General features: G+C 36.1%; 19 protein-coding genes. 7 read left to right on the forward strand and 12 right to left on the reverse strand.

All coding sequences use genetic code 11. The features are described 5' to 3' along the window. Positions 1-48: 48 nt before the first annotated feature. A complete protein-coding gene (locus PT603_RS06315; RefSeq protein ID WP_008240635.1) occupies positions 49-2019 on the reverse strand; it encodes a polysaccharide biosynthesis protein in 1971 nt (656 codons plus the stop codon). Between the two features lie 318 nt (positions 2020-2337). Here PT603_RS06315 and PT603_RS06320 point away from each other — a divergent pair, with 318 nt between their 5' ends. After that, entirely contained in the window at positions 2338-3486 is a 1149-nt protein-coding gene (locus tag PT603_RS06320) for a hypothetical protein (protein WP_040488873.1), read from the forward strand. A gap of 64 nt (positions 3487-3550) precedes the next feature. Here PT603_RS06320 and PT603_RS06325 read toward each other — a convergent pair whose 3' ends face one another. The 4 genes from PT603_RS06325 to PT603_RS06340 are packed head-to-tail and all read right to left on the reverse strand — an operon-like array spanning position 3551 to position 9015. Then, entirely contained in the window at positions 3551-5011 is a 1461-nt protein-coding gene (locus PT603_RS06325) for a lipopolysaccharide biosynthesis protein (RefSeq protein ID WP_008240632.1), read from the reverse strand. Positions 5012-5014: 3 nt separating this feature from the next. Next, complete coding sequence (locus PT603_RS06330; protein WP_008240631.1) at positions 5015-6298, reverse strand: glycosyltransferase family 4 protein; 1284 nt, start codon at positions 6296-6298, stop codon at positions 5015-5017. Between the two features lie 6 nt (positions 6299-6304). Beyond that, a complete protein-coding gene (locus PT603_RS06335) occupies positions 6305-8731 on the reverse strand; it encodes a YfhO family protein (protein WP_008240629.1) in 2427 nt (808 codons plus the stop codon). A 20-nt stretch (positions 8732-8751) separates the two neighbouring features. Continuing rightward, positions 8752-9015, reverse strand: coding sequence for a hypothetical protein (locus tag PT603_RS06340; RefSeq protein ID WP_008240627.1), 264 nt, complete (start codon positions 9013-9015; stop codon positions 8752-8754). Between the two features lie 102 nt (positions 9016-9117). Here PT603_RS06340 and PT603_RS06345 point away from each other — a divergent pair, with 102 nt between their 5' ends. Next, positions 9118-10056, forward strand: a complete 939-nt coding sequence (locus tag PT603_RS06345) for a transporter (protein ID WP_008240625.1) — start codon at positions 9118-9120, stop codon at positions 10054-10056. A gap of 33 nt (positions 10057-10089) precedes the next feature. Further along, positions 10090-11208 carry a hypothetical protein gene (locus PT603_RS06350; RefSeq protein ID WP_008240623.1) on the forward strand — a complete coding sequence of 373 codons (1119 nt, stop codon included), beginning with the start codon at positions 10090-10092 and terminating at the stop codon, positions 11206-11208. Positions 11209-11347: 139 nt separating this feature from the next. On the opposite strand, the gene capB is transcribed toward PT603_RS06350, so the two are convergent. The 5 genes from capB to PT603_RS06375 form a co-directional block, all read right to left on the reverse strand. Continuing rightward, complete coding sequence (gene capB / locus PT603_RS06355; protein ID WP_008240621.1) at positions 11348-12604, reverse strand: cysteate-C-fatty acyltransferase; 1257 nt, start codon at positions 12602-12604, stop codon at positions 11348-11350. A gap of 227 nt (positions 12605-12831) precedes the next feature. Further along, positions 12832-13872 (reverse strand): cysteate synthase, encoded by a 1041-nt coding sequence (gene capA / locus PT603_RS06360; protein WP_008240619.1) that lies wholly within the window; start codon positions 13870-13872, stop codon positions 12832-12834. Between the two features lie 79 nt (positions 13873-13951). Further along, positions 13952-16012, reverse strand: a complete 2061-nt coding sequence (locus PT603_RS06365; RefSeq protein ID WP_008240616.1) for a S9 family peptidase — start codon at positions 16010-16012, stop codon at positions 13952-13954. 75 nt (positions 16013-16087) lie between these two features. Beyond that, positions 16088-16468, reverse strand: coding sequence for a response regulator (locus tag PT603_RS06370; RefSeq protein ID WP_008240614.1), 381 nt, complete (start codon positions 16466-16468; stop codon positions 16088-16090). Next, complete coding sequence (locus PT603_RS06375; protein WP_040488869.1) at positions 16461-17888, reverse strand: sensor histidine kinase; 1428 nt, start codon at positions 17886-17888, stop codon at positions 16461-16463. Before PT603_RS06375 ends, PT603_RS06370 begins: the two co-directional genes overlap by 8 nt. 180 nt (positions 17889-18068) lie before the next feature. On the opposite strand from PT603_RS06375, the gene PT603_RS06380 reads away from it, so the two are divergent. Next, positions 18069-18392 carry a YbaB/EbfC family nucleoid-associated protein gene (locus PT603_RS06380; RefSeq protein WP_008240612.1) on the forward strand — a complete coding sequence of 108 codons (324 nt, stop codon included), beginning with the start codon at positions 18069-18071 and terminating at the stop codon, positions 18390-18392. Positions 18393-18460: 68 nt separating this feature from the next. After that, positions 18461-18793, forward strand: a complete 333-nt coding sequence (locus PT603_RS06385) for a YegP family protein (RefSeq protein ID WP_008240611.1) — start codon at positions 18461-18463, stop codon at positions 18791-18793. A 76-nt stretch (positions 18794-18869) separates the two neighbouring features. Here the strand turns inward: PT603_RS06385 and PT603_RS06390 are convergent, their stop codons facing one another. Both PT603_RS06390 and PT603_RS06395 read right to left on the reverse strand, forming a co-directional pair. Next, a complete protein-coding gene (locus tag PT603_RS06390) occupies positions 18870-19892 on the reverse strand; it encodes a threonine aldolase family protein (protein ID WP_040488866.1) in 1023 nt (340 codons plus the stop codon). 14 nt (positions 19893-19906) lie between these two features. Continuing rightward, the gene (locus PT603_RS06395; protein ID WP_040488872.1) at positions 19907-22312 is read right to left on the reverse strand and encodes a zinc-dependent metalloprotease; all 2406 of its coding nucleotides are present in this window, start codon (positions 22310-22312) and stop codon (positions 19907-19909) included. Positions 22313-22409: 97 nt separating this feature from the next. On the opposite strand from PT603_RS06395, the gene prfB reads away from it, so the two are divergent. Continuing rightward, a protein-coding gene (gene prfB / locus PT603_RS06400) for a peptide chain release factor 2 (protein WP_155805679.1) occupies positions 22410-23511 on the forward strand; the annotation gives its coding sequence in 2 pieces (ribosomal slippage) (positions 22410-22472 and positions 22474-23511; 1101 coding nt in all). 10 nt (positions 23512-23521) lie between these two features. Beyond that, on the forward strand, positions 23522-23863 hold the full coding sequence (arsC, locus tag PT603_RS06405; RefSeq protein ID WP_008240668.1) for an arsenate reductase (glutaredoxin): 342 nt from the start codon (positions 23522-23524) through the stop codon (positions 23861-23863). Positions 23864-23902 lie beyond the last annotated feature (39 nt).

Below are 23902 nucleotides of genomic sequence, written 5' to 3' on the forward strand. Positions count from 1 at the left end.
CTTAAAATTTGTTTAACAAAAGTTAAGTAAGGACTTTAACATAACGACCTATCCCGCGTCTCTATTTGTCAGTTCAGCATCTAATTCTTCAAAAACAGAATTCTGACTAACAAATTCAGGAACTAGGGTCTTAAGCTCCTTAACTACTTTACTATCATCATAACGTATGGCAGCACGCACAATTCGACCAATTTGTTCTTCAACAAGTATATAGGGTTCGCTTTCTACCTTTGCACGCATTATTTTTCGGTGATGTGTTGGCATGGTTACACTTTCATCACTTAACAATTCTTCAAACAACTTTTCTCCTGGACGAAGACCAGTAATCTTAATATCAATATCCTTATAAGGTTCAAAACCTGACAACTGAATCATTTTGACCGCTAAATCAATAATGCGAACAGGTTTACCCATATCAAATACATAAATCTCTCCTCCTTCTCCCATAGTACCAGCTTGCAGTACCAATTGACAAGCCTCAGGAATAGTCATAAAAAAACGAATAATATCCGGATGTGTTACAGTAACAGGTCCACCTTGCTGAATTTGCTTTTTAAAATGAGGTATTACTGAACCATTTGATCCCAATACATTTCCAAAACGAGTAGTGATATATTTTGTTGAAACACCTTGCTGGCTTTGTAATGCTTGAACATAAATTTCTGCTGCCCGCTTAGAAGCACCCATGACATTTGTCGGATTGACAGCCTTATCCGTTGAAACCATTACAAATCGATCTACACCATAGGCATTTGCAAGATCAGCAACCACCCTAGTTCCATAGACATTCACATAAATAGCCTCATGGGGATTTTTTTCAATCATTGGCACGTGCTTATAAGCTGCCGCGTGATAAACCACTGAAAATTTATAGTGCTGGAATAACTTCTCCATTCGGTGCTTATTGCTTACATTAGCCAGAACCGCTTTAAACTTCAACTGAGGGAATTTCTCCCTTAATTCAAGCTCAAGTTCATGCAATGCAGTCTCAGACTGATCCACAATAACCATTTTCCCAGGCAAATAAGCCGCTACTTGACGAACTATCTCGCTTCCTATAGATCCAGCACCTCCTGTAATTAGAATCGTTTTTCCTGTAAGACTCGATGCAATAATTTGATCATTAAGCTTTATGGAGGTTCTACCCAAAAGATCTTCTATAACGATAGGCTTGATACGCTTATATAAATCATTTTTATTCTGTACCTCCTCCATCATTGGAGCGTTATACACTGTTATTTGATGTTTAATACATGCCTCTACAATACGATTCCTATCCGAACGGCTTAAGGATTCACTTATCATTACCACCCCTTCAACACCAATCTCTTTTAGATGTTTTACGAATCCCTTTTTAAGCTGGTAAACAGGCTTACCATACACTTGATAATACCTGTTTTTATGTTCTCCCAAAAATCCTACCAATTGAAAAGGCTGATGGCTATTTCCCATAAGAGAGGAGCCTAATGCAATGCTTGTATCATCAAGGCCTACCACCACTACTCGTTTTCTATCAAAAGAAACTCCTTCATTCTTAAAGTAATGATACACTTGTTTGACAGAAACTCTGAATAATAACAGTAGCGTAAAAGAAAGTGCTAAATACAATACCAAACTAGGCATTAAAAATATTTTATTGCCTGTAGAAAAATAATAGGTGTAATTAATTGCAATAATAACTAAGCCTGTTGATCCTGAAGCCATAGCTAGCTTCACAATGTCCACCGGTGTAGTATGACGTATGAGACCTGCATAAGTATGGTACACAAAAAAGAAAACAATATTCACTGAGATTGTGATGGCAAAACGAGCAGATTTTGGAAGTACATCGTAAAAATCCGTAGTAAGCTGACTTACCACTGCATAGGTTATTAAATAAGAAGTCAACAGAATCATGATATCAATAGATATTACGATCCATCGAGGAAGGTATTTTAAACCAACAAATCTCAGTTTATTATCCCCATCAAAGATGATAGAGAAAAGTGTTTTCCTAAAGTAATTTGTGGACCTCGCCATATATTACATAACTAAAATAGTTCAACTTCAAAATGACAACCAATACTGATTGCAATTATATTAAGAGTTTTTAGTTGATTATTTAAGCTTGTTTTTACACAATCTTAAATCCGGCTTTAGTTTGGGCGATTTGCTGGTTCAAAAATAGGTATATTTCTTAAACATTTGCTAAAAAAATTGATATATATCACACTTGATTTCGCAAAGTGGTGGATTTCATCTAATTCCATACTAATATTTTTCTATAACTTATTTTGGCACGTTGTTTGTTTTCCAGTATGTACCGGCCAAAAGATGTTGAACCTAAAAAGTATTTTTATGAAAACGTATTTAACCTTATTAATTGCCTTGGTTATAGGTACTAGTGCAAAAGCTAGTATTAATCATTCAGCTACTGCACCTTTTGGTCATGGAGATTCCGTAATTTTTACTGAAAATGGCATTACCTTTTCTGTATTTCCAAATGGCGAATTTGACTTCTATTTAAATAATCATGTAAATGTAAATGCCAATGTGAATGTTGGTAATGTTAATTTGAGTTTTAACTCAGGGTATGACTATGACGCCTATGTTCAATATGACGACTATGGTGCGGTAATCCAAGTTGAAAATGTTCCAATTTATTATGATTATTATGGAAGGGTAAGTCGAATTGGTTCGGTTTATATCAATTATAATAATGGCCGTTTAGCTCGCGTAGGAGGATTATACGTACATTATAATCCTAGAGGTGTATTTACGCACTATACTGGATACATTAATGTATACAATCGTCACTATGTATATCGCCCATACTACAATTGGTTCATAGCACCACGTTACAGTATTGTTTATCATTCGCCATATAGAAGATATTATACCCCTGTACGTTATCGCTATTACTCCCCATACAGAAACAATTATCGTCCACACACCTATGCAATAGGAAAACAGGTACGCTACAAAGGGAATCATCATGGTCAGAAATATTATGCAAATACTAGAAGAGGTGATGTGGCTTACAATAACGGTAGAAGAAATGAGGTAGCTTACAACAATGGTAGAAGAAATGAAGTATCGCATAATAGTGGTAGAAGAAATGAAGGCGCCAGAAATACCACTTATCAAAATAGAAATTCCGAATATCGTAATGATAGGGAAAATAAGGCAGAGCGTACTCAACCAGAAAGGACGTATCGAAGCAATGAATCAAGAAACAATAATTTTAACAGACAACCTCAACGTCAAAATTCAAGAGTAGAGCGTCCTCATATGGAACAAAGACAAGTGAGAACCCAACAGACGAGACAAGTTGAACGTAACACAACCCCACAGAGGCAGTCCGTTAGAACACAACCTCAACAGACTAGAAAAGTTGAACGTTCACATCAACCTCAGCGAAAAAGTTCTGAAGTAACTCAACGCGGTCCTCAAAGGGTTGAAAGAGGAAATAATGGAAAAGGAAATGCCCGAAGAGGTGGCGAATAATATAATGATTTGTTAGTTTTAAGTTGGTTAGTAAAAAGTCCGTAATTTTAAATTATGGGCTTTTTCATTTAAAACGTTTAAAAAGATGCAAGGCCATAAGCTGAATGTCTTCCGAAAGCCTTAATTTTAATATGGTCCCGACAGAAATCAACGTTATAAGAATGGTTTTCAATACTATATTCACTACAGGGTGGAAAGAGAAATCCCAAAAATAAAACAGTACAAAAACGATTATAAACAACACGGTAGCATAAAGGGTTGAATGGGTAAAGGGATGTATTCCGTATTTACGATGAATAAAAAACAATTTCAATCCATTATAAATCCAAAAAGCCATCAAGGTCGCAAGAGCAGAACCATTGATTCCCCAAATAGGAATAAGTATCATGTTTAACGCTATGGTTAAAACGGTCAATAACAATCCAAAAAACAGGACCATTCTATAGTAGCTAGAATTAAATAATATGGCATTATTATTACCTATAAGAGCATCTGAGAGCTTAGCTAATGATATCAGAAAGACTACTATCAATCCCTGACTATAATCACTTGGTAACAAAAGATACATTTGCTTAATATTCAGAACAATCAATAAAAAGATCACCCCACTTATAAGATACAGAGTCAATGAACTCCTTCTATATAAATCAGCCAGCTCATCCTTCTGTTTTTTATTAAGTAATTGTGCCGTAACAGGAGCCGTTATCTGATACATAGCTCGAGAAGGCACCACAATTACCATTGCTATAAAGACAGCCACATTGTAATATGCAACATTCTCAATAGGCATGTACTGGGCCAGCATAAATTTATCTACATCCAGCAGTAGCATAGCTATAGACCCTGCAACAATGATAAGTGCTGCATATTTAAATACAGGCCACGCATTACTTGGTAATTTAAACTCTAGTAAAGGTTTTTTCACCAAAACGGCACTTAGCAACATCAAAAGTGTACGAATGACATACATACATACAATAGCTATAATAAAACCATCCACATCTAGCCATTCCAAATACACAGTTATAAGAAGAAGCATGGTCCCTACCCTATGAAAAACTTCTTTCATAAAATTTCCAAATACGGAACGTAATTGTACTCTGGTCCAGGCATAAAACACTTCAAAATAAGCCAAGGCTACGGCAACTACATAAATAGTCCATACATAAGGCGCTATAATAGTATTATTAGCACTTAATAATTCTACTATCCATTCATAACCTATAATCCCTAATGCGCCCACTGGAAGAATTATTGCCAAGGGGAGTAAAAACATCATAAATGTAAAACGCTGTTGTTGAACCACATCTGTATAAGAAGAATAAAACTTTACTAGGGTATTATGTACTCCAAATGCCATCAAAGGCATTAAAATAGTTGCCGTCGATAATAAATACCCAACTAAGCCATAATAGGTTTCTGATAAAAAATTAGTGTAAAAGAATAGCGTATTAATAGCTCCTACAATAAATCCTATGTAGGTGTATAGTGTATTTTTAAATGATTGTGAACGAACAATTCCCATATTCTATTCCAACGATTGAATAACCTGAGCTAATTGACTAGTTAGTGCCTTACGACTATATTGTTGAAGTCCAATTGCAGAAACTGCTAAATTACCTTCTTTATAGCATAAAAACATATATTTAAGGTATTCCTTTAAAGCAATGGCATCAGAGTACTTAAAACATCTTCCTGTATTTGTACTTGAAATTATAGTGGAAACATCCCATCCTTCAGGCCCTATTGCTAGTATGGGACGTCCTGAAACCATATATTCAAATACTTTTCCTGGAATAATACCTTTTGTTATATCTGAATCAATCTCAACAAGCAACAAAACCTGTGCTGCCCTTTGATAATGAATAGCTTGCTCATGTGTTACATAGCCTTCATAACTAATGTACCTTTCAAGACCATAGGAGCTTATTTTTTCGTACACTTCCTGGCTAACCTTTCCAATCAACTGCAATTCAAAATTATCTGAAAAATCAGGATCTTCCATGATCATCTCTGAAAACACCTTCCATAATACTTCTGGATTCCTTCCTGATAACAATGAACCTATGTGGGCTATTGTAAACTTTTTAGATAAAGGTACCTTTCCTGCAGTGCTCGTATCATAACCATTGGTTATTACATAAACAGGTTTTATAGTTTTTTGTTGTAACTCCTTTTGTGTGGTATAACTTGTTACTAAAACAGCATCCGCCTTTTGAAGGACACTTTGTTCCAAATATTCATGTTTTTTTGCCGCTGCTTTTCCTAGACGTAGTGACTGATGATACCCAATAGTAGTCCATGGATCCCTAAAATCAGCTATCCATGATATAGGTAACAGCTCTTTAAGTTGAAGTCCTATAAGATGCATACTGTGGGGAGGCCCAGTAGTAATTAAAGTATCTATAGTATGAGCTGTCATATAATTCTTTAAAAAATGAACCGAAGGAGATACCCAAGCTATTCGTGCATCAGGAATAAATAGATTTCCCCTAACCCATAATAAACATTTTTCTAGAAATGTAGCCTTATGGCGAGGTACCATTCCAGCACTCATACTTTTAGTTTTCTTCTTAAAAAACAATGAAGCTAGTTTATAAGGCTCCTTAATGGGCTTTTTAAGTACTGTAATATCGCCCGGTAAGTCCTGTCCAATATTAGTATCCACCAATGGGTAAGTTGGATTTTCAGGAACGTACACTATAGGTTCAATTCCAAAATTCCTAAGGTACTTTACAAATTTCACCCAACGCTGCACTCCGGGACCTCCCGCTGGAGGCCAGTAATATGCTATGATAAGTACCTTTTTCACCTACGACTATATTTTCTTCTTTCGCCAACATAAATATCCACCACCAATGGAAGCCAAGGCCAGTAGAATATTCCCTAATAAGGCAATTCGACTACCTGTTTTAACCACTTTTGGCTCGAATGAAAATTCAACTTCGTGAGAACCTGCAGGTATTTCTAAAGCACGTAATGCATAATTTACTCTGAAATGAGGAACTATTTGACCATCGATGGTTGCCTTCCAACCATATGGGTAATACATTTCAGAAAATACCGCAACGCCCTCATTTGAATTATTGGTACGGTAGGTCAACTTATTTGGTTGATGATCCACCAATTTTATAGAAGCCAAGGAATCAACCGTATAAGTAGTTTTAAGTTTTATTGAACTAAAATCATTGGCATTAAACACAGCATTAGAAGCCGTATTAAAGGATGCTAAGGATTTTATTTCGTCATCAGGATTTGACACTTGCTTAATGCTATCTACAAACCAAGCATTTCCATTCACATAAGGATTGATGGCCGCATAAGGTTGGCCCTTTTCATTCTCCTGTATAATATACTTAACATTCAACATATTAAGCACACCTACATTATTATTAGCAATATGATATTCGAATAATTCCTGAAGTCTACGAGGTTTAGCTGCATGATATCCTCCAATTGAATTATGAAAATAGGAAGTTCGCGCTCCATTTAGCCCTATAGAGGGTTCAAATACTCTAAAACGACTTGTATCTTTTGCAATTTGCAAATCAGCCTCTGTTGGACTAAATGGTTTAAGCATCTGACGAGCTGGAACAAAATCATCAGCGGTCACATACCTCCTATCAACGCCCCATAAATCCAATAACATAACCAGACCTAAAATCAATATCATCCCGTTTTGTTTTAATTTTTCTTTTACAAACAACCATAAAATCAAGGCTGTTATTAAAACAAACAAAACACTTCGTATACTATCACTCTGAAAAATAGCTTCTCTATCAGCAACTATAGCATTCACTAGTTCATTCCCGTAATATTGTCGGTAAATTGCATCACTGGCACTCATAAAATCAAAGGTACCTTGCATAAAATACAGTAATACACCCAAGCCTCCCAAAATGAGAACAGCAAGTTTTATAGCTCTTAATTTAGCTTCTTCACTTGTTTCCTTCAAGGCTAATTCCCTTAAACCTAAAACCGCCATAACAGGAATACACAACTCCAATATAACCTGAATAGAAGAAACTGCTCTAAACTTATTGTACATCGGGAAGTAATCAATCATAAAATCAGTGAGTACCCCGAAATTTTTTCCCCAAGATAGGAGCAATGAAAATACAACACCTCCTAGCAACCACCATTTATGTTTACTCCTCACAAGAAATACGGCCACCAAAAAAAGTAACCATACAACCGCTCCTATATAAGCAGGTGCCGCAACAATCGTTTGATCTCCCCAATAAGTGGGTAATGAAGAAGTAAATTCCAACGCCTGCGAAGGCGACACTCCTTGACTTACCAAAAAATCGAATGTATGTGAATCTTCTCCTAAATTCTCCCCATTAGATCCTCCAAGTAATCTAGGAATAAATAAATTAAAAGACTCTAAAATACCATAACTATACTCCGTGATATACTCCCTATCTAATCCTGTAGACACAGGCCTGGGAGAACCATCAGGATTTAACGTAAGTTCGCTCTTTCCGCGCGTACTCCAGCCGACATATTCTTGAGTTGCTATTAAATTTGCCGTATTAGTCAGCACGCCAAGGACTACGGCTACAACTAATATCCCAATGCTTTTCCCAAAATGTTTCCATGTTCGTTTTTTGGCTGTATCAATAAGATAAACCACCCCCAAAACTAACACCAACAGTAACAAATAATAGGTCATTTGGAAGTGATTTGCATTAATTTCCAATGCCATTGAAAAAGCGGTTAGCAAAAACCCACTGATGTACTTGCCTTGAAAAGTGCGAAGGATTCCAGCTAACACTAACGGGAAGTACCCAATAGCATGTGCTTTCGCATTATGTCCAACACCTAAAATAATTATCAAATAGGTAGAAAACCCAAATGCCAATGCCCCTAGCGCCGCCATCCTATACTCCACCTTCAGTACTAATAGTAAAATGTAAAACCCTATTAAATAAAGGAAAAGGTAGTCTGCAGGCCGTGGAAGAAATCGAATAATCTTATCAAGTTTCTTAATAAAATTATATGGATAATCAGCGCCCAATTGATAGGTAGGCATTCCCCCAAAAGCACTATCAGTCCAATAAGGCTCTTCTCCCGTAGCAGCTCGATATTCATTCTGCTCCTTTGCCATTCCAGTGTATTGTACAATATCGCTCTGATAAATCATCTTACCTTGTAATACCGGAGCAAAGTATAGCAAAGATGCTGCTATGAAAAAGAGGGTCACCAGCAAGTGTGGTAACCACTTTTGAAGTTGTTGATTCATAAAAGTACGCACTTATTTAGTTAGTCAATTTCCTCAAAATCTATGTATTCTCCAACTTTTTCTTTCTTTTTTGTTGAAGTCACATTTTGAGGGGGAGCCTGCGTGGTGGATTCTTGTTGACGACGCATTGATTCCATTTGACTATTAATATGATTTTCAGCCTTGCGTGCTAAGTGTCTAAGAAGGTAAGGAAGTAACATACGAGTAATAACTCGCATAGCTAAAAGTACCGCAATAATTATTAAAAGGGTTCTTACAAATCCTGTAAGCGAAGCATATTCCATCGAAAAAATATTTGTTCAAAAATACAATTCTAATCCTTTAATTTTCGTTGTAGACTCATAAAAAAGTTTTAAAACAACTATATTTGACTAAAACCATCTGCCATGAATCTGACACAAAAAACCTACTTTTTTCTATTTCTTCTAACTAGTACATGGGCTTCGGCTCAATACACCGAAGTAATCAACTCCAATAGGCCAGGTGCCTCCTCAAGTGCTTATGCAGTTGGAAAAAACGTACTACAATTAGAAACCGGTTTTTTCACAGAGAAACAAGAACATACCGGTCTATTAACTGAATCTACCTTATATGGCGGAGACTTTGCATTGCGATGGGGAATTCTTTTTGAGCAACTAGAGCTCGTATGGGAAGGGACTTACCTTTCAGAAGAAATCACCTATAAACATACGTTCCCTGAAATAAATGCCTCAAGAAGTAATTTTACAAAAAACACTCTGGGATTAAAATACTTATTATTTGATCCCAAAGGAAGTGCAGAAAGTAGAAAACCCAACCTCTATAGCTGGAAAGCAAATAATAGATTTCAATGGAATAACTTAATCCCTGCCGTTTCTTTATATGCAGGAGCACATTTTACCCTTGAAAATAATCCGTTTTACCCCAACGATCCAGTAGTTAGCCCCAAAGCAGGAATAGCAACCCAAAGTCATTTAACCCCTAACTGGGTACTGGTAACCAACATTTCTTATGATAAAATTACTTCAGACGATCCCATCCTCAGCTACATTATTACCACAACTTTTGCATTACCAAATCCTAAATGGAGTATCTTTGGCGAACATCAGGGTATCAAAAGTGATGCATATGCTGATATAATTTTTAGAGGGGGAGCTGCCCATTTATTCAGTAAAAATTTTCAGGTGGATGCAAGTATAGGTGCCAGTGTAAAAGATACCCCTTCCCGCCTATTTGGAGGTGTTGGATTATCCTATCGACTGGATTTTCATAAAGATGAACTAAAACAATTCAATGATGGCACCAACAGCAATGCCCCTAATAAACGAAAACAAAAAAAGAAATAGAAATAACATAGACCTTAACAACTAACCGATTCTATGATTGTTATCAAAAAATGCACTACCGATAAGGAAATCAAAGCATTTGTAAAATTCCCTTTTTTACTTTACAAAAATTCTCCTTACTGGGTACCTCCTATTATCAATGATGAAGTAGCTTCATTTAACCCTTTAAAGAATCCAGTTTTTGAACACGCAGAGGCCACCTTCTATATGGCCTACCGCAATGAAAGACCTGTTGGCCGTATCTGTGTAATTATCAACTGGCAAGAAGTTCGTGAACAAAATATCAAAAAAGTTCGCTTTGGATGGATGGATATGGTAGACGATATCGAGGTTACCAAGGCATTACTTTCGAAGGTTTCAGAACATGGAAAGGCCAACGGATTAGAATACATGGAAGGACCCATTGGCTTTTCTAACATGGATAAGGTTGGAGTACAAACAGAAGGCTTTGACCAGTTAGGTACAATGATCACCTGGTATAATCATTCATACTATAAAGATCATTTTATACAACTTGGTTTTGAAAAGGAAAAAGGATATATCGAAAGTTATTTTTCATTTCACAATGTAAAGCCTGATTTTTTCATAAAGGCAAGTGCCATGATTAGTAAGCGCTATGAATTGAGAGCCCTTAATTTCAAAACCACCAAGGAAGTGTTACCATATGTAGACCGTATGTTTGACCTCTTCAACGATTCCTATTCTAAACTATCCTCTTTTGTAGCTATTTCCGAAAAACAAAAAGCCTACTTTAAAGAAAAATACATCAATTTCATTAATCCGGAATACATTAAGTTTATTGTTGATAAGGATGATCAACTAGTTTCTTTCTCAATTGTAATGCCTTCTTTCTCGCAAGCACTTCAAAAGGCCAAAGGAAAATTATTTCCTTTTGGAATTTTTCATTTGCTGCATGCGAGAAAACACAGCAAAGAAGTTGTTTTTTACCTTATAGGGATTCGTCCGGAATATCAAAACAAAGGTGTAACAGCCATGATATTTAATGAATACTACCCGGTCTTCAAAGCCAAAGGAATTGAACGTTGCATCCGTACACCTGAATTAGAAGAAAACCAAGCCATACATCAATTATGGAAACACTTTGATCCTACTATTCATGTGAAAAGGGTCACTTTCAAAAAAGAAATATAAAGGTATAATCAACATCTTGCGGTTTTTTAAATCATTCTAAAAATAATACCACAATCCTACCTTTAAGACTCAATTAATACTGAAAAAGCCACTTGATTAACAAGTGGCTTTTAAATTATATTGTATTGCAATTCTAATTTTATTCCATGTCTACTACGCTAGCTTCTGCAAGCTCCTTGTAGGTACCATTTTCAAGTTTAATACGAATAGCCGAGAAAGCTTCCAAGGTTTCCTCAATATCCTGAAGGGTATGTGAGGCTGTTGGGATCATACGTAATAAAATAATTCCTTTTGGTATCACAGGATAAACAACAATAGACAAAAATATTCTGTAGTTCTCACGTAAATCATTTACCATGATCATTGCCTCTGGAATACTTCCCTCTAAATATACAGGAGTTACACACGTATTGGTATCACCAATATTGAATCCTCTACTTTTCAATCCATTTTGAAGTGCGTTTACATTCTCCCAAAGCTTGTCTTTTAACTCAGGCATAGTACGCAACATTTCCAAACGCTTCAAAGCTCCTTTTACAAAAATCATTGGAAGTGACTTTGCAAACATTTGGGAACGTAAATTATATTTTAAATAATCTATAATATCCTTCTCTCCAGCAATAAAAGCACCAATACTTGCCATTGATTTAGCAAAAGTACTGAAATACACATCTATTCCATCTTGAACTCCTTGCTCTTCACCTGCACCAGCACCTGTTTTACCTAAGGTTCCAAAACCGTGAGCATCATCTACCAACAGTCTAAAATTATATTTCTCCTTAAGCGCTACAATTTCTTTCAATTTACCTTGTTGACCACGCATACCAAAAACACCTTCAGTAATTACTAATATACCTCCACCTGTAGTTTCGGCCATATTAGTTGCGCGCTCTAAATTCTTTTCAAGGCTTTCAATATCATTATGCTTATAGGTAAATCGTTTTCCCATATGTAAACGTACACCATCGATAATACAACCATGAGAATCGACATCATATACTATTACATCATTCTTAGTTACTAAAGCATCAATGGTTGAAACCATCCCTTGATACCCAAAATTAAGAAGATATGCAGCTTCTTTTCCTACAAATGAAGCTAACTCATTCTGTAATTGTTCATGCATATCAGTATGACCACTCATCATACGTGCACCCATAGGGTAAGCAGCTCCGTATTCAGCAGCAGCCTCGGCATCTACCTTACGTATTTCCGGATTGTTAGCCAACCCTAAATAATCATTAATACTCCAGTTTAAGATTTCCTTTCCGTGAAATTTCATCCTCGGCCCTAATTCCCCTTCCAGCTTTGGAAACACATAATAGCCTTCTGCCTGTGAAGCCCATCTTCCTAACGGACCTTTGTTCTTTTGGATTCTTTCAAATAAATCTTTCATCTGCTTTGTTAGTCTTTAATTGGTTGCAACAATTTTGTTTTTAAACAAAATTGCTCGCACGATTAGGTTTGCTAAAATATTATCTTAACAAGCACGCAAAAGTAAAAATTTTTATGTTGGTATCATAAAATATTTTACGAGTGACCTAATTGGTCTTGAATTCTCGTATTACAATGGAAGACAACTGTATAAAAAAACAGCAGCGCTAAGCGCTGCTGTCATATATTTTACTTTATATACTCTACTTGTTGTGTTGATTCAACATTTATACTGTCAAAAAAACCTTGTTCACTCATCCATTCATCACTGTATACTTTGCTCATATATCGAGATCCGTGATCAGGGAATATCGCGATAACATTACTATTCTCATCAAATTCCCCTTCATCTGCCAATTGTTTGATAGCCTGCATCACTGCACCACTGGTATAACCTACGAATAAACCTTCTGTCTTGGATATTTCTCTTGCCGTATGAGCACTTTCTTCATCGGTAACTTTGATAAACTTATCAATAATATCAAAGTCTGTAGCTGTAGGTATTAAGTTCTTACCCAATCCTTCAATACGGTAAGGATAAATTTCCTCTGGGTCAAACTCCTTGGTTTCATGATACTTTTTAAGTACAGAACCATATGCATCCACACCAATTACCTTTATATTAGGATTCATCTCTTTAAGAAAACGGGAAGTTCCAGAAATAGTCCCTCCAGTACCACTACACGCAATTAGGTGTGTAATATGTCCATTGGTTTGCTTCCAAATTTCTGGACCAGTTGTTTTATAATGTGCTTCAATATTAAGATCATTAAAATATTGATTTATATACACAGAGCCTTTCATTTCTTCGTGCATACGTTTTGCAACCTGATAATAAGAACGCGGGTCATCTGCACTTACATTAGCTGGACAAACATAGACTTTTGCCCCCATAGAACGCAACATATCTATTTTATCTTTCGATGACTTTGAACTCACAGCCAAAATGCAATCATATCCTTTAACGATACTTACCATTGCTAAACTAAACCCTGTGTTACCAGAGGTGGTTTCAATAATAGTGTCACCAGGCTTCAGAATGCCCTTTCGCTCGGCTTCTTCAATTATGTAAAGTGCTATACGATCCTTAGTAGAGTGACCTGGATTAAAAGCTTCTACTTTAGCGTAAAAATTTCCAGTAAGGTATTCAGTGATTTTACTAAGCTTGATAAGAGGTGTGTTTCCAATAAGTTCTAGGACATTATTAAACGCATTTATCTTATGTTCCATATAATGTGGGTTAGGTATATGTCAATCAACATGAAGCAGATTGAGATTAATACAACTTTGCAAATGTAATTATTTTTTTTTATTGACCACTTATTCCTTCCAAATCTAATATAAAAGCATACTCTTCCGCTACTTCTTTTAATGCTTCAAAACGTCCGGAAGCCCCGCTATGACCGGCTTCCATATTGGTATGAAATAATAATACATTAGTATCTTTTTTTAATTCCCGTAGCTTTGCGACCCATTTTGCAGGTTCCCAGTACTGTACTTGTGAATCGTGATATCCGGTGGTGATAAGTATATTTGGATACTCTTGCGCTGTTACATTATCATACGGAGAATACGATTTAATATACTCATAATAGGCTTTGTCATTGGGATTCCCCCATTCATCATATTCTCCCGTTGTAAGAGGTATACTTTCATCTAACATGGTAGTTACCACATCGACAAAAGGCACCTGAGCCACTATCCCTTTGTATAATTGAGGCGCCAAGTTAATGATAGCTCCCATCAATAGACCACCCGCAGATCCTCCCATAGCATATAAATGTGCAGAAGAAGTATACTTTTCATCAATTAAATAAGTTGAGGCAGCAATAAAGTCGGTAAACGTATTTCGTTTGTGTAATAATTTGCCATTTTCATACCATTCCCTACCTAAATATTCCCCTCCTCGTATATGAGCAATCGCATATATAAAGCCTCTGTCAAGCAAACTTAAACGAGAGGTAGAAAAATAAGGATCAATGGTAGCGCCATAAGAACCATATCCATACAATAAAAGAGGGGTTGATCCATCTCTTTTTATTCCCTTTCTGTAGACAATCGATATAGGAACCCTTACCCCATCCTCTGCAGTAGCCCACACTCTTTCCGATGTGTAATTTTCTTTATCAAATGTACCTCCTAATACTTCTTGCTCCTTTTTCACTTCCTTAATTTGGGTGACCATATCGAAATCAATTATAGAGGCCGGTGTAGTAAGTGAATTATACCCATATCGAAGTATTGTGGTATCAAATTCTATATTAGAAGTGGTATAGGCAGTATAGGTTTCATTATCGAAAGGCAAGTAATACTCACCGGTGCCATCCCAACGCATTATACGTATTCTATTAAGACCATTGGTACGTTCACTGACCACCAAAAATTCTTTAAATATGTCTATATCTTCTATTAGGGTATCTTCCCTATGAGGTAAGACTTCCTCCCAATTCTCTTTTCTAGTTGCAGTTTCAGGGGTTTTATCCAATTTAAAATTGGTAGCACCATTTCCATTGTGAATGATATAAAAATGAGTGTCATAATGGGCAATACTATACTCCAGCCCTCGTTCTCTGGGTTGAAACACTTCAAATTCTCCATTAGGATTATCCGCCTTTAAAAACCTATATTCGGTGGTAAGTGTACTAGAGGAACCAATAACTATATATTTTTCCGACTTAGTCTTATACACATAAGCCGAAAAGGAATCGTCCTTTTCATGAAATACACAAATATCATTTTTAGGGTCTTCTCCTAGTACATGCTTAAATATCCTTTCGGAACGAAGCGTTTTAGGATTTTTAAGGGTATAAAACAAGGTTTTACCATCATTTGCCCATGTACTACCTCCAGTAGTGTTTTCTATTTTAGTGGTATATATTTCACCTGTAACAAGATTCTTGACCTGAATCGTATAAATTCTTCTACTCAAAGTGTCAACCCCAAAGGCAACTAAAGTATTATCCGGACTAATATTAATCCCTCCCAACTTAAAATAGCTATGACCTTGAGCCATAAGGTTGCAATCAAAGAGAACCTCCTCTTCAGCATCAAGATGTTCCTTTTTTCGTGTATAGATGGGATAATCTTTTCCTTCTTCATAACGCGTAATGTACCAATAGCCATTATACTTGTATGGAACTGATTCATCTGTTTCTTTTATCCTACTCTTCATTTCTTCAAACAACTGTTGTTGAAACGCTTTTGTATGAGCAGTCATCGCATCGTTATAATCATTTTCAGCGTTGAGATACGCCAACACATCCTCATGATCACGTTGGTTCATCCAAAAATAATTATCAACACGTTTATCGCCGTGTTTTTCTAATACTACTGGTATTTTCTTTGCAATGGGTAATGGTATTTCAGACATGAAAATTCTATTTTAAAGAAGTGGCAAAGGTATCCTTTTATTTCAAAAGCTTACTGTGAATACAGCAGTTATCTATTATAACAAATCCTTAAATTTTTGAACAGGAAAGGGTTTACTAAAAATTTCAGCTACATGTTTATTTTGCTTTGCCTTTTGAATATCTCCCGGATCTAATGTAGACGACAGCATATAAATACTAGTCTCTTTGCGCATTTCATTAGGCAATTCATCATACGCATCTAAAAATTCAAATCCATTCATTTCTGGCATCCTGACATCGAGTAGGATAACCAATGGCTGACAGAATTGATCTCGACATTTTTTCAGCCATTCAATAGCCTCAATCCCATTTTTAACTACAAATATTTGAGTAGCACCAATCATTTTCCGAAGTAGTTGAGCGGTAACCACTTGATCAATTGTATTGTCTTCTATGAGTAAAAAAATACTATTCATCCTTTAGAATCATAGGTATTGTTATTGTAAACAATGTTCCTTGTCCTACCACTGAGTCTACGGATATGGTTCCATTAAGATTTTCAACTGCTTGCTTGGTAATATACAATCCCAGACCAGAACCTAAATTAGTGTTCGTAACAAAAAACATTTCAAAAATCCTTTGAAGTAATTCTTCTCTTATGCCTATACCATTATCTTCAATCTCAATTATATAATCTTCATCACTCGCATAGAACCTTAAAAAGAGTTTTATTTGTTCCTTTTCAGTATCAGCATATTTTAAGGCATTGGAAATTAAATTATTTAGAATTATACGTAACCGAAGACTGTCACTGTACAAACTATCAATACATAAATCCTTTTCAATTACTACCTCCTCTTTACTGTATTGACTTATGTGTTGCAGCAACACATCTTCAATCAATTCAGAAATTTCTACCCGCTCCCACAGTATATCTTTCCGTTTATTTCTTGAATAGTCAATAATATCACTTATAAATTGATCCTGTTTTACAAGACTTTTATACATCAATCTCAGATATTTTTTAATTTCAGAAGGACTTTCTTCAAGTTGAGCAACCTCAATCAATCCTTTTAAAGAGGTAATTGGGGACCTCAAATCATGTGAAGCACTATATACAAACTTATCTAGTTCATTATTGGCGACTACTAGATGTTCGTTATTAATTTCAGTTTCCTTTTTAGACTGAATCAACTTCTTTGTCATCATAAAATAATAACTAGTGATACAGCCAAAAATCAAAAAAATAAAAAGGATATTTACGCATAGTAAGTATCCTTTAATTGAGCGGGATCCCTCCCCTAAAGCTTCAGAAAACTGCTTCTCCTTTAACGTTAGCAGTGTGCTTAATTCGTTTATTTCCGCTAGTATTTCATCTTGATTTTGAAGTGCAATATCATTACTGGAATGTGCCTTGCGTATTTGGTTTGCCAATTGCTGCATTCTAGTTAGAATATTATCGGCTTCTTCCCATTCATTTACCGCATTTGCAAAAAAGGAAATGTTTTTAAAGCTTTTAAATAGCCAAATGATATCATCCAAATCCTTTTCATCATTTCTACCTTGTCTAAACCCATCCTTTATAACCTCTACATCCCCACCTTTGATAAGATGCACTCTGGCAATACTATCTCCTTTTGGAACTCTTAGTTCCTCCAAATACGCATCCCAAGCAGCTTCATTTTCAGTATACAAATAGGTGATTAAATTACGAGCAGCGTCTTTTTGAGCCTTTGAATAATGAGACTCACCATTAACATAAGCCCTAATCCCTGAAAGAATTCTAATCGTACTATGATTGATATATATCAAGAAAGTACAAGATAGGATAATAAGAAAAATGAGAACAAGTATTTTAGAATACTCATTCCCTCTAAAGATTTGGGACTTTGTCATATTTTTCTTCTCTTTTTTAAGAGACTTATCACAAATATATTTAAAAATCATTCAAAGATTCATTTTTTATCTAAAACAATGCATATACCTTTTGATAATTGATTTTATCAACCACTTTACTGCTCTAAGTAAATTAAGCTTTTTGTATTTTAGCACATGGAAAATTAAATATATAAAACCATGTTTGGAGACCTTATGGGAATGGTGGGCAAGCTCAAAGAAGCCCAAAAAAAAATAGAAGAAACAAAAAAACGTCTAGACACTGTATTAATTGATGAGCAGTCAAATGATGGTAAGTTAAAAATTACATTAACAGCGAATAGAACCATAAAATCTATTGAAATTGACGGCAGTCTACTTCAAGACAAGGAACAACTTGAAGACTACCTTGTGATTGTTGTTAATAAAGCCATAGAAAAAGCGACTCAAGTAAACGAAACAGAACTAGGGGCCGTAGCCAAAGAAGGGATGCCTAGTATTCCTGGAATGGATCTTTTTAAATAAGGTGTTTTTTTTACAAATCGACACTACTTTTTTTTTATATTTGAGAAGTAATCATAAATCTTATTACCATGTTCGAAGTATTCCAAAGCGAGAAAAACAACAAGTTCTATTTTAACTTAAAAGCTAAAAACGGACAAATCATCTTATCAAGTCAAGGATATGCAGACAAAGGAGGTGCTATGAATGGTATCGAGTCCTGTAAAAAAAATGCACCTGATGATTCTAAATTTGAGCGCAAAACAGCTGCCAATGGTAAATTCCATTTTAATTTAAAAGCTGGAAATGGTCAAATAATCGGAAGCAGCCAGATGTACGCATCAGAAGCTGGGATGGAAAATGGAATTGATTCTGTAAAAAACAATGCTCCAGATGCTGAAGTTAAAGAAGTTGCGGCTGAATAACACTCTTAGAAAGATCATACATAACTAAAAAAGCTGCTAATAAAGCAGCTTTTTTTTATTCTCTTACCTTAATCACCTAAAAAGAAATAGAATGTAATATTTCCAGAAAACGTTGATGCATCTTATCTGTATAGTCCAAATGCGTTACAATTCGCAACTTTCCTGATCCCATACCAGACAAATAAACTCCCTTCTCTTTAAGTGTATTCAAGAAAGATTGTTCACTCACGTGATCATTTAGGTAAAAAATGATAATATTGGTTTCCACATCTCCTACTTCCTTAACATACGACATCTTACGTAATACTGCAGCTATCTCTTTAGCTCTTTGGTGATCTTCAGCCAATCGATCTATATGATGATCTAATGCATAAATCCCGGCAGCAGCCAAGTAACCGGCCTGACGCATCCCTCCACCAAATATTTTTCTCACACGTATAGCCTTATCCATATGCTTTTTACTTCCTACCAATACGGAACCTATTGGACATCCTAATCCTTTACTTAAGCATACAGATATAGTATCAAACACTTTCCCATATTGATTAGCTGTCTCATTTTTTGCAACCAAGGCATTCCATAAACGAGCTCCATCCAAATGATAGCCTAGACCATGGGAATCACATACCTCTCTGATCTTCTCAATTTCTCTAAAATCCCAACAGGTACCTCCTCCTCTATTGGCGGTATTTTCTATACAAACCAAAGAAGTCAAAGGACTGTGATAAAAATCTGGTGGGTTAATAAAAGAACGCACTTGTTCAGCTGTTATAGTTCCATTTACTCCATCCAAAAGACGGCAAGAAACGCCACTATTAAAACTCACTCCCCCTCCTTCATAATTAAAAATATGAGCATCTTTATCGCAAATCAGCTGTTCTCCGGGTTGCGTATGAACCTTTATAGCCGTCTGGTTAGCCATGGTTCCGCTAGGAAAAAACAAAGCTGCTTCCATACCAAATAAAGTAGCTACCTTCTCTTCGAGTGCATTAATACTTTCATCAGTTTTATATACATCATCTCCCACTGAGGCACTCATCATCGCCTCAAGCATTTCAGGCGTTGGTTTAGTTACTGTATCACTTATTAAATTAATCATACTATAGATTGAAATTAAAATTCGTCTGTCGTCATACATTCCATTCCTATAGGTGCTCCGTCGGGAATTGAAGGAATGCTGGGCACACTATATTCCAATGGCTTTTCTAAAAATTGCTTTATCTCCTTGGATACATACAATGAAAAAGCGTCCTTGTGTTCTAGAGCTAAGTCATCAGCCAGGTTTACCAACACCACATACACCTCTGCTCTTGCTGAAGGAGAGGTACGTTTATCTTTAGCCAGGGTTAACATATTTTTAAAAAATGCCGTTTGAATTGATTTTTGAACTTCCCCAGCATAGCCCTTCTGTTTTTCAAAGATCACTTTTACTAATGTTTTTATTACCTCTGATAAACCTAACTGTTTACTATCGATGGATTGTTGTTGAACTAATCGATTAGCTCTTTCTGGATGTAATACCAAGGACAGCGTAAAATCTGCAGCGGTTTGAGCAGCATTTATAGGGTCAAAGGTAACTCCATTATTACTTTTAAAAGATTCACGTGTTCTTCCATAACCATAGGCTCGTGGAGGAAACATTGCCAGCTTGTCCTCGGGTATAAGTAAGGTGTTTACTTCCAATGTTTTTACTACCGTCTTTAAAGCCTGTCGTTGCATTTCTGGATCCAAAACACTATGCACCAATGGATCCTTGCCCTTTATCGCATAATTATAATCCACCCCTCCAATCCATTTAACCGCAGCCTCAGTTTGGTAACGGTGAAAAAAGTAAAGAGGCACAAACATATCTTCTAAAACTGAGAAAGGTTCTGAAGTTCTTATATTGTCTTTGGAAAAAGTACTAATTGCTTTTTCTCGAACATTCAACACGCGCTCCAGTTCATCTACAGGGTTTTTTCCATTATCCCATAAATGTGCATAGGCATGGGCACCACCCTGAGCTCTAGCATCACTATCACTAATAAAGCGATGACCTTTAGAAAAAGCATCGTCAAGTAATTGTATTAAGGCCTCCTTTTCATCCTTCTTATTGGAAAAATCTTGATATGCGTAAGCAACTGTTACCTTGTCCCAACTTCCAATTCCTGTATCATAGGCATTTTGGAATGTGATCCTATTATTATCTAGTCCAATTTTTGGATGGGGATAATCCATCACAGATGAATTATTTACCGTACTAGCAGCAAAATTATGAGCAAACCCTAACGTATGACCCACCTCATGGGCAGACAATTGTCGAATTCGTGCAAGGGCTAAATCCAATTGCTCTTGGTGATTATCATCCCTTAGGGCAAATGGTTTTTCAGCCAATGCTTGAGCAATCATAAAATCTTGACGGATACGTAAACTTCCTAAACTCACATGACCTTTTAAAATTTCACCAGTTCGGGGATCTCTTACACTAGCTCCGTAACTCCATCCTCTTGTGGATCGATGCACCCATTGAATCACATTATATCTCACATCCAAAGGATCCGCATCGTCCGGTAGAATTTTTACCTGAAATGCATTTATATAGCCAATGGCCTCAAATGCTTGATTCCACCACAATGCGCCTTCTACTAATGCCGAGCGTATGGGTTCTGGCGTTCCGTTATCTAAATAATACACTATGGGTTCAACAGCCTCACTTTTCTCCAACTCAGGGTGTTTTTTCTTAAGCCTATGTCGTGTAATAAATTGTTTGGTAATTGGCTCAGTAACTGGTGTGGCATAATCCATATACGATATAGAAAACGAGCCACTTCTAGGATCAAACACTCTAGGGGTATATTGTAAATCAGGCAATTTAATAAATGAATGATGCTGTACTACGGTAACCAAATTAGGGTTTGGACTTACCGAACGAATATAGTTTCCGGTAGGCTCTCCTTCGAAAGTAAGCATCGCTTCAAATTCACTATTTTCAGGAAAGGACTTCGTACGGTTCATGGCTAACGCACTTTTCCCAACATCCAGCTTATAGCTTCCTTGTCCCGAACTCTTAAGACGCTGTGCCACCCCATGAGCATCACGCAGTAGGAATGGCGTAAAATCAATCACATAATGATCTCCCTTTTTTTGCTTTATTTCAAAACCAAACAATACCGATTTTGCAAAAGCTTCATTCACGGAGCGACGTTCCAACTCATTTTCAGAATTTGCTCTAAATTTTAGATTTGGTTCAACCAGTAATAGTTTATTTCCAGCCTTCATAAAGTAAACTACTCGTTCACCCCCAAGTTGACCTCGATCTAATCCAATATCGTTACTACCGACTCCCTGACTTAAGGCATTAACATATAAAAACTCAGTATTTAACTCGGCTACTTCAAGGTATATCTTATCTTCACTTTCATCATAGTGAAAATTAAAAAAACCTTCATAGGATGTAAGATTCGTCTTTTTGTCCAAAAACTGTGAAAACGAAGAAAGTGAACATAATAGGCTTAGGAGCAATAGGTATTTATTTTTCATTTTTGGTATGTTTTTTTTTGGTACGGCCTGCTAAATTTATGACAAATAGTTTTTACGAGATAACCGAAACACTACTTTTGTATAAAATTTAAAAAGTATGATAACTATTGAACAAGTGAAAGATCTTGTGGAACGCCTTGGTGCGTTGAGGAGGTATCTTTGACATCGATGCTAAACTTATCGAAATAACCAACGAGGAAGAAAAAACGTTTGCACCTGACTTCTGGGACAAACCCAAAGAAGCAGAAGTATTAATGCAACAACTTCGAAGTAAAAAAAAGTGGGTAGAAGATTATAAAGCGGCTGAGACCCTTGTGGGTGACCTTGAAGTTCTTTTTGAATTCTATAAAGAAGGGGATGCTACTTCAGAAGAAATATCCAACCAATTCCACGATACACGATCGCATATAGAAAACCTAGAGTTTAAAAATATGCTTTCAGAAGAAGGTGACCGTATGAGTGCTGTACTTCAAATCACGGCCGGAGCTGGAGGAACTGAAAGTTGTGATTGGGCCGCCATGCTTATGCGAATGTATCTGATGTGGGCACAAAATCAAGGATATCAAGTGCGTGAACTCAACTACCAGGAAGGGGACGTCGCAGGTATTAAAACTGTCACTCTTGAAATTGATGGAGAATTTGCTTTTGGATATCTTAAAGGGGAAAATGGGGTTCATCGATTGGTGCGTATCTCACCATTTGACAGTAATGCTAAACGCCACACTTCTTTTGTTTCCGTATATGTATATCCGCTTGCGGATGACTCCATTGAAATAGATATAAATCCAGCGGATATCACTTTCGAAACTATGCGTGCAAGTGGTGCAGGAGGACAGAATGTAAATAAAGTGGAAACAGCTGTTCGATTACGTCACCATCCGACTGGGATAATTATCGAAAACTCAGAAACACGTTCACAATTGGACAATAAGACCAAAGCCCTACAACTTCTAAAATCTCAATTATATGAAATTGAATTGAAAAAGAGACAGGCAAAACGTGATGAAATTGAAGCCGGTAAAATGAAAATAGAATGGGGCTCTCAAATACGTAACTATGTTATGCACCCATATAAATTGGTTAAAGATGTGCGCACATCACATGAAAGTACTGATGTAGACGGAGTGATGAATGGAGAAATAGATCCCTTCTTAAAAGCCTACTTAATGATGATGGGTCAACAAGAAAAAGAATTGTAATTAGTTTATAATGATCAAAATTTATCACAACAATAGATGTAGAAAATCGAGAGAAGGATTGGAAATTATAGAAAATTCAGGAAAAGAATTTGAAATAGTTTCTTATCTGGATAATCCGCCTACAATAGAAGAACTCAACCAGCTAATAAAACTATTGGGAATAACTCCAATTGAACTAGTTCGAACTAATGAATCTATTTGGAAAGAAAAATATAAGAATGTTAAACTTTCCGATGATGAAATCATTGAACTAATGGCCATTAATCCTAAGTTAATTGAACGCCCCATTGTAGTGAACGATGGAAAAGCCGTTGTAGGCAGACCACCGGAAAAAATAAAATCTATACTATAATCGAAAACCGAAGTAAACACTTCGGTTTTTTATTTAACA

Origin of the sequence: Imtechella halotolerans (assembly GCF_028743515.2) — a bacterium.
Taxonomy (GTDB): domain Bacteria; phylum Bacteroidota; class Bacteroidia; order Flavobacteriales; family Flavobacteriaceae; genus Imtechella; species Imtechella halotolerans.